The organism is Aurantimonas sp. (assembly GCF_964217435.1).
GTDB lineage: Bacteria > Pseudomonadota > Alphaproteobacteria > Rhizobiales > Rhizobiaceae > Aurantimonas > Aurantimonas coralicida.
The window spans coordinates 42,390-52,535 of the sequence record NZ_CAXPJM010000004.1 but is presented as its reverse complement, the minus strand read 5'-3'; the positions used below and the strand labels follow the sequence as shown (position 1 = coordinate 52,535).

At 64.1% G+C, this 10,146-nt stretch carries 12 protein-coding genes; 4 read left to right on the top strand and 8 right to left on the bottom strand.

The window, feature by feature from the left end; translation table 11 throughout:
- Positions 1–630, top strand: a 630-nt coding sequence (locus ACEQX1_RS01760) for a uroporphyrinogen-III C-methyltransferase (protein WP_370194267.1), incomplete at its 5' end; no start/stop codon positions are given.
- A gap of 36 nt (positions 631–666) precedes the next feature.
- On the opposite strand, the gene ACEQX1_RS01755 is transcribed toward ACEQX1_RS01760, so the two are convergent.
- Complete coding sequence (locus ACEQX1_RS01755; RefSeq protein WP_009210791.1) at positions 667–1,140, bottom strand: Lrp/AsnC family transcriptional regulator; 474 nt, start codon at positions 1,138–1,140, stop codon at positions 667–669.
- 132 nt (positions 1,141–1,272) lie between these two features.
- Here ACEQX1_RS01755 and ald point away from each other — a divergent pair, with 132 nt between their 5' ends.
- Positions 1,273–2,388 (top strand): alanine dehydrogenase, encoded by a 1,116-nt coding sequence (gene ald, locus ACEQX1_RS01750; RefSeq protein WP_228239341.1) that lies wholly within the window; start codon positions 1,273–1,275, stop codon positions 2,386–2,388.
- 93 nt (positions 2,389–2,481) lie between these two features.
- On the opposite strand, the gene ACEQX1_RS01745 is transcribed toward ald, so the two are convergent.
- From ACEQX1_RS01745 to ACEQX1_RS01735, 3 genes are all read right to left on the bottom strand, one after another.
- Positions 2,482–2,763: a hypothetical protein gene (locus tag ACEQX1_RS01745; RefSeq protein ID WP_024349813.1), complete on the bottom strand. Its 282-nt coding sequence runs from the start codon at positions 2,761–2,763 to the stop codon at positions 2,482–2,484.
- Positions 2,764–2,819: 56 nt separating this feature from the next.
- The gene (locus tag ACEQX1_RS01740; protein WP_169513620.1) at positions 2,820–2,987 is read right to left on the bottom strand and encodes a hypothetical protein; all 168 of its coding nucleotides are present in this window, start codon (positions 2,985–2,987) and stop codon (positions 2,820–2,822) included.
- Positions 2,988–3,114: 127 nt separating this feature from the next.
- Positions 3,115–3,447 (bottom strand): YkgJ family cysteine cluster protein, encoded by a 333-nt coding sequence (locus ACEQX1_RS01735; protein WP_187391173.1) that lies wholly within the window; start codon positions 3,445–3,447, stop codon positions 3,115–3,117.
- 164 nt (positions 3,448–3,611) lie between these two features.
- Between ACEQX1_RS01735 and ACEQX1_RS01730 the strand changes: the two genes are divergently transcribed.
- Positions 3,612–5,375 (top strand): pilus assembly protein, encoded by a 1,764-nt coding sequence (locus ACEQX1_RS01730; protein ID WP_230786251.1) that lies wholly within the window; start codon positions 3,612–3,614, stop codon positions 5,373–5,375.
- Between the two features lie 26 nt (positions 5,376–5,401).
- Here ACEQX1_RS01730 and ACEQX1_RS01725 read toward each other — a convergent pair whose 3' ends face one another.
- The gene (locus ACEQX1_RS01725; protein ID WP_370194268.1) at positions 5,402–5,809 is read right to left on the bottom strand and encodes a hypothetical protein; all 408 of its coding nucleotides are present in this window, start codon (positions 5,807–5,809) and stop codon (positions 5,402–5,404) included.
- A gap of 204 nt (positions 5,810–6,013) precedes the next feature.
- Here ACEQX1_RS01725 and ACEQX1_RS01720 point away from each other — a divergent pair, with 204 nt between their 5' ends.
- Positions 6,014–7,096, top strand: coding sequence for a GGDEF domain-containing protein (locus ACEQX1_RS01720; RefSeq protein WP_370194269.1), 1,083 nt, complete (start codon positions 6,014–6,016; stop codon positions 7,094–7,096).
- A gap of 1,219 nt (positions 7,097–8,315) precedes the next feature.
- Here the strand turns inward: ACEQX1_RS01720 and ACEQX1_RS01715 are convergent.
- Genes ACEQX1_RS01715 through ACEQX1_RS01705 form a run of 3 tightly spaced genes read right to left on the bottom strand, consistent with a single transcriptional unit; the run spans position 8,316 to position 10,146 of the window.
- Entirely contained in the window at positions 8,316–9,506 is a 1,191-nt protein-coding gene (locus tag ACEQX1_RS01715) for a site-specific integrase (protein WP_370194270.1), read from the bottom strand.
- Positions 9,503–9,748, bottom strand: coding sequence for a winged helix-turn-helix domain-containing protein (locus tag ACEQX1_RS01710; protein ID WP_370194271.1), 246 nt, complete (start codon positions 9,746–9,748; stop codon positions 9,503–9,505). Before ACEQX1_RS01710 ends, ACEQX1_RS01715 begins: the two co-directional genes overlap by 4 nt.
- A gap of 5 nt (positions 9,749–9,753) precedes the next feature.
- Entirely contained in the window at positions 9,754–10,146 is a 393-nt protein-coding gene (locus ACEQX1_RS01705) for a hypothetical protein (RefSeq protein WP_370194272.1), read from the bottom strand.

The following is a 10,146-nucleotide window of genomic DNA, read 5'->3' as shown; positions in this document are numbered from 1 at the left end:
CGGCGCATGCTGGTCGGCAAGCGCGCCGCCCGCGACAGCTGCCGCCAGGAAGACATCAACGCCATGATGGTCAGCTTCGCCAAGGCGGGCAAGCACGTGGTGCGGCTGAAATCCGGCGACGTGTCGGTGTTCGGTCGGGCCGGCGAGGAACTGGACGAGCTGGCCCGCGAGAACATTCCGGTCGCCATCGTGCCGGGCATCACCGCCGCCTCGGCGCTGGCGGCGAGCTTCGGCGTGTCGCTGACCCATCGCGACCGGGCCCAGCAGCTGCGCTTCGTCACCGGCCATTCCAAGAAGGGCGGCCTGCCGGAGGACCTCGACTGGCATGCGCTGGCCGACGATCACGCCACCACCGTCTTCTACATGGGCGGCCGGATGGCGGCGAAGATCGCCGAGCGTCTGATCCATCACGGCCTGCCGGCCACGACCCCGGTCGCGGTCGCCGCCAACCTGTCGCGCGACGACGAGACCCGCGCCGCCGGCACGCTCGCCGATCTCGGCGCCATCGTCTCCCGGATCGGCGTCGACCGCCCGATCCTGATCGGTGTCGGCCGGGTCTTCACCGAACATGCCCGTGCCGCCTCCGCCGATCCGTTCATGATCGATGCCGGACGGACGGCCGTCGGCTGAGCCGGCGTCAGACCGTTCGGCCGGCACGGCGCGCTGTCAGAGGTTCGGATCGATGCCCACCGTGGTTCGGTCCAGCACTTCGCGCAGGGCGAAGGACGAATTGATCCGCACCACATGGGGAAACGACGACAGATAGGTCTTGTGGATGCGCTCGTAGTCTTCGAGATCGCGGGCCGCGACGCGCAAGAGATAGTCGTATTCCCCCGACATCAGGAAGCAGACCAGGACGTTCGGGCAGCCCTTTGCCGCGGCCTCGAACTCGGCGAGTTGCCGCTCGGTCTGACCGGACAGGCCGATATTGACGATTACCGTGATGGTGTGACCGAGCGTCCGGTTGGACAGCTTGGCATGGTAGCCGCGGATCGCGCCGCTCGCCTCCAGCCGGTCGAGCCGGCGTGAGCAGGCCGAAGCCGACAGACCGACCCGCTCGGCCAGCGCCGCGTTCGACAGCCGGCCCTCCCTTTGCAGGGTGCGCATGATCTGCAGATCGAAGCGGTCGATCGTCTCCATCCGCAGAAGTTTGCGCAAGACGGCACCCAAACGCAAGAAAGCATCGATCCTCGCGGTTCTGGCAGGCGAAAACGCGGGGACATTGCGTCGGAACCCCGTTTCAATCCAGATGCCCACAGATGGAGGAAACGGATGCGCGTCGGCTGCCCGAAGGAGATCAAGAACAACGAATACCGCGTCGGCCTGACTCCGTCGGCGACGCGCGAATATGTCGGTCACGGCCACCAGGTGATCATCGAGACCGGCGCCGGTGCCGGCATCGACGCCAGCGACGCCGACTACGAGGCGGCGGGCGCCACCATCGCGGCGGACGCCGCGGAGGTCTTCAAGACGGCCGACATGGTGGTGAAGGTCAAGGAACCGCAGCCCGCTGAATGGGCGCAACTGCGCGAGGGCCAGATCCTCTACACCTATCTGCATCTCGCGCCCGATCCGAAACAGACCGAGGGGCTGATCGCCTCCGGCGTCACCGCGGTCGCCTATGAAACGGTGACCGACGGACGCGGGGGGCTGCCGCTGCTCGCACCGATGTCCGAGGTCGCGGGCCGCCTGTCGATCCAGGCCGCGGCCCACGCACTGGAAAAGGCCCATGGCGGCCGCGGGGTTCTGCTCGGCGGCGTTCCCGGTGTGGCCTGCGGCAAGGTCGTCATCATCGGCGGCGGCGTGGTCGGCAAGGAAGCCGCCAAGATGGCGATCGGCCTAGGGGCGGATGTCACCATCCTCGACCGCTCGATCGCCCGTCTGCGCGAGCTCGACGATCTCTTCGCCGGCCGGGTGCAGACGCGCTATTCCACCAGTACGGCGATCGAGGAAGAGGTCTTCGCCGCCGACGCGGTCATCGGCGCGGTGCTGATCCCCGGCGCCTCGGCGCCGAAGCTGGTGACGCGGGCGATGCTGCCGGGCATGAAGAAGGGCGCGGTGCTGGTGGATGTCGCCATCGACCAGGGCGGCTGCTTCGAGACATCGCGCGCCACCACACATGCCGAGCCGACCTTCGAGATCGACGGCGTGGTGCATTACTGCGTCGCCAACATGCCAGGTGCCGTGCCGATCACCTCGGCGCACGCCCTCAACAATGCCACGCTCCCCTTCGGGCTGGCCCTGGCGGACAACGGTCTGAAGGCGCTGTCGGACGACCCGCATCTGTTGCACGGGCTGAATGTCCATCGCGGCCTGATCACCAACCGCGCCGTCGCCCAGTCGCTTGGCCGCGAGATGGTCGACGCCTACGAGGCGCTTGCGGCCTGACCCGCGCGTCCGGCGGGCAGACATGAAAAGGGGCGGCCGGTCGAACCCGACCGCCGCCCCTTTTGAAATCCTCGGCATCGAATGCCGACGGCGTCAGACCTCGACGATGAGGCCGTTCGCCACGAGCTTGGAGATATCCACCTCGCGCAGCTTCTGGGTCCGGCCGAGCTTGCCGCCGAAACCCTTCACTTCCTCGGCCGACAGCGGCAGCACGAAGCGCTGGCTGACGATCCGCGGCGGTCCGTTGACCTGCGCGAACTCCGTCCATTGCAGGCGTCCGGAATAGGTCCCCACCGGGAGGATCAGACCGTCGCCGAGATCGACCGGTTCGGTCACCTTGTAGGTCCGGTCTTCATGGGCTGCCCTGGCTGCCATCTGTGTCCTCGTTTCTTCAAGAATGGTCGGGATGCGGTGCATGCCGAGCCGTGTTGTCAGGCGTCGCCAACGATTTCGGCGATACGCCCGGTGCCTTTGCATTCCGGGCAGGGCTCGCCATCGACGGTCCCCGATCCACCACATCTGCGGCAGAGATTTTCCGCCGTCTGCGGCGCGTTGTCATTGCCTTCGTCGCCGGGTCTTGCGGCGGGCGGGGTCGACATGGGCGCCTCCTGAATGCGGTCGTGGCACGGGGTCGGGTCAGAACCCGAACCTGCCTGTCAGGAGTATATGTGCCAGTCGGCCGAGATTTCACGCCGGCAAGATCGCCGGTAAGCGGGGGCTGTCGCCCTAGACTGCCTCGCCCGTTGCCGGCAGCATATCACAGTCGAGCCCGAAACGCTGCCGCGCCATCCGGCAATCCTCGCCCCCGGGAACGCATTCGCGGCAGACCTGCGGCCGCAGCGCATAGATCGTGCAACCCGTGCCGGTGCCAACCACCCCGGAAAGCGCGGCGCAGCGGTCGTTCTCGCAGCGCATGCCGCTGAGATCGCTCGCCACCAGCGCGGCGGGAATCAGATCGAGCGCGGCGTCGCTCTCGATGGAAAAGCGGGGCCAGTCGGCCGAATAGGCGCAGCAGGCGCCGCAGGCCTGGCAGTCGAAGACGGCATCGGACGGGGTCATTGCGGGTGTTCTTGCAGCCTCGGCCGGGGCGGTCAATGCGTCCGGCATGCGGGAGGCCTGGACGTGGACCATCCGGCGGATTGTCGGCTGTCGCGAAACCATATGGAAACGGACCATAGGTAAGGTTTGCGCGCCAGGAATGGGCCGTTGGGGAGATCGATCTCGTGAAAAGCGCATCAGGCAAGCGGTTCTGGACGGCGGAATCCGGGAATGTGGCGGTCGTCTTCGGACTGACCCTGCCGATCCTCGCCTGCTGCATGGGCGCTGCGGTGGACATCTCCGGGATCTACGCGTCGAAACGCAACCTCCAGCATTCGGTCGATATCGCAGCGCTGGCCGCCGGTCGGGAATATTCCAACAACCAGCAGGATTCCCATCTGTCGAAGGTCGCGGAAGGCTATTTCTTCGAGAACGCCGGGGCCGATGCGCGCGCGAACACCGACTTCAGCTATGACGGCATCTTCAACGAGGACGGCTCGACGGTTCTGCAGGTGTCTGCCGCCCGCCGGCATCCGACCATCTTCGGCGACCTCCTCTCCTTCGTGACGGCCGGCGAACTCGACTGGCGCGCGTTTCCGCTCGCGGCCCGAAGCCAGATCGTCGTCCAGAACCAGTCCATCGAACTGGTCATGGTGCTCGACAATTCCGGCTCGATGACCGGGCGGCCGAAATCCGGTGGCGGCAAGCGCAAGATCGACACCATCAAGGAAGCCGCCATCGGTCTGACCGATCAGTTCCTGAAGGGCGCCGCGTCCTCGACCCTGAAGCTGCCGGTCCAGTTCGGCGTCGTGCCCTTCGCCGCAGCGGTCAATATCGGACCGGACAATCACGACGCAAAATGGATGGACACCAAGGGACGGTCCTCGATCCACAACGAATATCTCGACTGGGCCAATTGGAAGACGAGCCGCGGCGTCAATCTGGCGGAGCGGAGCCCGACGGGCGACTACTGGCAGGAGATTTCCTCGAAGACGCCGCTGACGCGGTTCTTCGTCTATGAGAACGCCCACCACAAGAACGAATTGGGGCCCTGGTTGGGCTGCGTGGAATCGCGACCGAACGGGCTGGCGATCACGGATGCGGAACCCAACTACGCCAATCCTGACACGCTGTTTGTGCCGAGCTTCGGCCCTGACGAATACGATGGCAACAAGGGCGACAACGACTATCTGGAAGATGACGGCAGCCGCTCGATGCGGGCCGAAGCGGCAATGTCGGTCCAGTCGAAGGTCGCAAAATATTTCGACGGCAGCGACTTGCAGCGTGGCAAACACCCTGGCCCGAACCGTGGCTGCCGGTCGACACCCGTCACGCCGCTGACCGACAACCAGACCACGATCAATGCGGCGATCAACGCCATGGATGCGGATGGCGAAACCAACATTCCCGAAGGCATCGCCTGGGGCTGGCGGCTGTTGTCGGCCCGCGAACCCTTCACCCAGGGCCGAGCCAACGACGCCAAGGACAATCTGAAGGTCCTGGTGCTAATGACCGACGGCGACAACAATTACGGCAGCGACGAGAACGACTACAACGAATCCGGCTACGGCACCTTCGGCTATGCCAGTACCTACGACGCCTATGGCAATCACAGCTGGGGGCGGATCTTCGATGACACCAGCACGACCAGCAAGCGGGCGAACCGATCGAGCTTCGTCTCCGCGATGAACGAGAAGGTCGCGGCGATCTGCCAGAACATCAAGGATGACGGTCGCAAGGCAACCGGCGAGGACGGGATCGTCATCTTCACGATCGCCTTCGATCTCAACGATGGCTCCTCGGTGAAGAAGCTGATGGAGCAGTGCGCGTCCTACGGCATCACCGATCCGACGAAGAAGCTCTATTACGACGCCAAGAGCTCGAGCGACTTGATGGCGGCGTTCGACTCCATCACCGAACAGGTCTCGAGCCTGCGCATCGCGAAATAGCCTGCAGCCTCCCCCGGGGAGGGACGCTATTGCGTATCGAGCGTCAGTTCGAAGCGTTCGACGACGCTCGGCTGGATCACCCGGGCGGTCATCGTGACCAGCACGATCTGGGCGTCGAGGCTGTCCCCCGCCTCCATGGCGCGTTCGATCCGCTCGCCGACCCGCAATGCCAGATCGACGTCGTTGGCGCCGGCAAAGCCTTCCGCGCCGATCATGCAATAGCCGAGGATCTCGGCCGCGGCACGGTAGGCCTGCGGCGCGGGAAACGCCCCGATCGCATGATCCTGCATCAGCCTGACCACCGCCAGCTTCACCGCTTCCGGCACCATCCTGGGATGAAGATCGACGGAGCGCAGAGCGCTGTCGAGCTGTTTCAGATCCTCGGATCGCCCGAAGACGCCGAACAGGCCGAGGGACGATCGTTGTCTGGTCATGGCGCGATCCTGCATCGACAGCATTGTCCGGTCACGGGAGGCGGCCGCACGGCACCGAAAAAGGCCCCGGCCAACCGGTCTCGCAGCAGGCCCGAATTTCTCCTGCGGCCGATAGCCGTGTCGTTCCCGGTGTTTGTGGCTTCGTAACCCGTCGCGGCTATTGCAGATAGAGGCGGCAGGATCGGAGCCAGAACTTTGCCAAATATGGGTTTCTTTCTCGGCGTCGTGAACGGCCTCGGCATCTTCGCGCTGGTGACGATGATGTATGGCTGGGCCCTGCGTAAAGCCGAGCCGGGGCTTGGGCGAAGCCTTGCACTGGGCCTCTTGTTCGGTGTCGGGGCATCGCTGTCGATCGCCAATGCGGTCGAACTGGCGCCGGGCCTGCGCATCGACCCGCGGGCGGTCATGCTGGTCCTGGCGGCCCCATTCGGCGGACCGGGAGCCGCGACGGTGGCCGCGCTGGTCACCAGTCTTTTCCGGCTGCATCTCGGCGGCTCGGGTACGATGAGCGGGATCGCGAACATCGTGGCCATCGCGGCCATCGGTGCCTATTTCGCTCATTTCGTTTTCGAGAAGATGCAGCCGGCCCGCACCCGCGACCTCCTCGTGCTCGGCCTTCTCTGCAATGTGCCGTTTCTCTTCATCCTGACGGTGCCCGTCGACAACGCGTCGCAGATCTTCCTGCGGACCATCGGTCCGATGACGGTTGCGGACGTGATCGGGGTTCTCGTCCTCGGTCGCTTTCTCTGCAGCGAGCGCAAGGCCTTCGTTTTTGGCCGCGCGCTGGAGGCGGAGGCGTCGACCGATCCGCTGACCCTTTTGCCCAATCGCCGCCATCTGGAGCGTCGCACCAGCGAGATGGTTGAAGTGGCACGGCGCAATGGCCGGCCGATCTCAGTGCTCGTCATCGACATCGACCGATTCAAGCAGGTCAATGACACATACGGCCACGATGTCGGGGACACGATCCTCTTGAAGGTGGCGGACGTGGTGCGGGCCAATGTCCGCAAATCCGATGCGATTGCCCGCTTCGGCGGCGAGGAGATCGTCGTGGCGATGGCCGATGCCACCCCGGAAGCGGCCCTGCAAACCGCCGAACGGATCCGGCTTGCGGTGGACGACAAGGTCTTCCACGGCGATCAAGAGAGCGGCAACGTGACCGTCAGTGTCGGCATCGCCACGCAGGAAGGGGAAGACCTGTCCTTCAAGCGCCTCTTCAAGGCCGCCGACGAGGCGCTCTTCCTCGCCAAGGACCGCGGCCGCAACCGCGTGGAAGTCGCGATATAGGGAAAGCCGGCGGCGGGCAGAGGGAGTGTACCAGTTCCGACACCGGCGACGGGGTGGCATGAGGATGCTGCACAGGTTTGACCAGGGCGTCCGGTCGGGTCCGCCACTAACTCGCCGAGGTCTTCTGAAGAGATTAGAAAAGTAAACCGATCAATGACGATAACGCGCTCCAGACCGCCCAGAGGATAACGCCGGTCGTGAGTGCCAGTAGCGTCGTTGCGAGCAAGCAGCCTTTCAGGAAGTCGTAATCCCAGGTGACGCTCACAATATCATGCGGCCGCCGGGCAGTCCTCTCCGCCGGGCGTTGGAGCGCCTTCTGCGTTGCTGACGAATTCTCAACATTGGTTTTGGCCGACATGAGGATGCGAGAACGATTCTGGACCCCTCGCTGTATTAGCGTCGGAGCAGACGTGGCCGTTAGCGGGCGAAGATCAAAAGGCGAGCGGCGCAGGTCGATACTAATGGGGATCCAGTGATGCCACGCAAAGATCCGTCTCATGAAGTCCATGAATGTATGCATGTATTTTGGATTGGTTCTTTCTGGCTCATCCATCCTGAGTGGATGACCTCACTGTTTGGACTGGTCCTTGATCTACGACGCAGGCGGATGGACCACATAAGGAGAGAGCGTCAATTCAGGGACGGATGCTTCCGGCGAACTCCGGCTGTAAGCAACACGATTGTTGGCCGCGACCTAGTGCTCTCCACTCCGCCGATACCCCGAGACAATTATGGTGCAACATCACCGGTTGGCCTGCATCTCACGTCATAGACAGATTCGCGTTGTATTTCTGAGGGCACACATCCCATCCCCTCACTGCAGATGCAAGTGGCCTTGTTTGGATAGAGTGTTAGATGACCCCTGCTTACTAAAATACTTAACGGTTACGGGGAGTTCACGGTGAACCGGTGCGTTGAAGGCGCGCTGGCGGGGCGTTGCATCGTGCCGAAGTGTGCGAGGGCCAGCGTCAGCACTAGCAATCGAAGCAACGCTTCGGGAGAATCGGAACATTAACAGACTGGGATCAGTGGCTGCTCAACGCGGTGTATTCGGTTGTAGCTTGTATATCCCCGTGCATGGGTACGCGGGGAGGATCTCGCATGGCCCTGCCGCAGGGCGCAAAGCAATTGGTGATCCCGACTGGATTCGAACCAGTGACCCTCAGATTAGGAATTTGGCGAGGGGCATTGTTTTTGCTGGTGAGGCGTTGCGATAGGTTCATGTGTCGTTGCGACTTCTAGCGGCCATTCTCGCGACCGCCACAGCCCTCGTCTTCCCCAGCGTTCGGCGGCTGTAGAGCGCCGTCGTCGCCGCATTGGCGTGATTGGCATGATGCCGCATCGATTCCAGATCGACGCCTGCGTCTGTGCCCTCTGTGACGCCGCCGGCACGGCTGTCGCGGTTCCAGACGCCATCCGGCACGCCAGCCTTGCGCGCGATCGCCCGCCACATCTGGTAGAAATTCCGATAGCGATAAGGAAGGCCGGTGGTCTCGTTCTTGACGATAGGGCCCAAGCGCGCTTCCTGCGGAATCAGTGCGAGGCACTCCTCGACAAGCGGATAGGCTTTCGTGTCGTGGATCGCCTCCTGCCCGGTCTTCGTGGTCTTCTTCCGGAGCACGCCTGCGCTGTCGATCTCAGACCAGAGAACCCCACCGCTCCACCGCTGGCCGCGGTCCACGATGCCGCCGGACGGCCCGTCGATCTTCTCCCATGCACCGATGACGTCGATCTGGCGCAGGGTGAGTTCGAACTGCAGGGCCTGCGCGATGGCGATGGACGGCCGCTCCAGTTCGATCGCCTTTCGGATGATGGCCTCGCTCTGCGCATAGGTGACGAAGGCCGACCTGGTCGACGGGCTTTCGAAGCGCATCGCCTCGAGGATCGTCGCCAGCCGGACGCATTCCGGCAGATCCTCGGTCACGCCGAACTTCACGGCGATCCGGAGAAGTTGCATCGCCTTGAAGGCGCGGCGCATCCGCTCGGGACCATCCGGCTCTCTCGGCTCGCGCAGCTTCTTGTACCAGCGCCGGAAGTCGCCACCGTTCAGGCGGGCCAGTTGACGATCTCCGACCGTGCGCTCTAGGAGGTCGAGCGACTCGTCATACATGCGCCGTGTGTTGTGCTTGACCGAAAAGTAGGGGCTCTCGTCCACCTTCCGGTAGAGAGTGATCAGCCCCCTCAGCGTGCCATCGAAGCGTGCGGCCGCAGCCGTGCCGTGCATCCCGAGCCATTCGAGGAGCTCGGCCGTGTATCGCTGGCAGAGGCGAGACACCTCCACCTCGTCGTCGGTGTGAATGCGGATCGTCGGCGTCGGATAGTCGACCGCCTTTTTCGAGATGGCCTTGGCAACCCAATAGAGCGCCTGCCCATCCTTCCGCTTTCGTCGTTGAAGACCGGGTGTTTTCACCAGTTTTCCCTTCCGTCTGGCCTCAGAGGCGACGTTGCCCCCGGCCTATCCGGCGCCAGTCCGAAACGACGGTCAAGGAATTCCTTCACGGCAGGCCAGTACCGCTTGTTGTCGAAGAGCGGATCCGGGGGCGGGAAACCGCTGCGCTCGAGCACGGCCAAGCGCTCCGGCACGGACTCCTTCTTGAGCCCGAGCCGCTGGCCGATTTCCATATCCGTGAGGAAGAGGCGCTCGACCGTCACAGACGTCACCCGCGCGCGCCGGCGAACATGATCACCTTCAGCGCCTCGGCCTCGTTGCCAGTGACGGCATAGAGGGCAAGAGCGATCGCGAACGGATCATCGATGCCGTGGATGCGCCAGAACTCGAGCTCGTTCATCGAGTGCTGCTGGCGGTGTTCTGCCGGCGTGAGGGGGAGGCAGAACCGGTCGTCCGGCTTGCGGCCCTTGCCTGTGCTCTGTTTCCGGTGCTTCGGCGAGGCGGCGCGCAGGTGGCACGCCTCCACGCCATAGGCGCCGGACACGACCGACGGCAGGGTGCGCAGGAACGCCAGGTGCTTCGGATCCTCGCGCCGGCGGGTTTCCTTGCCGGACGGGTCGAGCGCGAATGCGGAATCGGGACGGGGGATCATGCCGGCCAT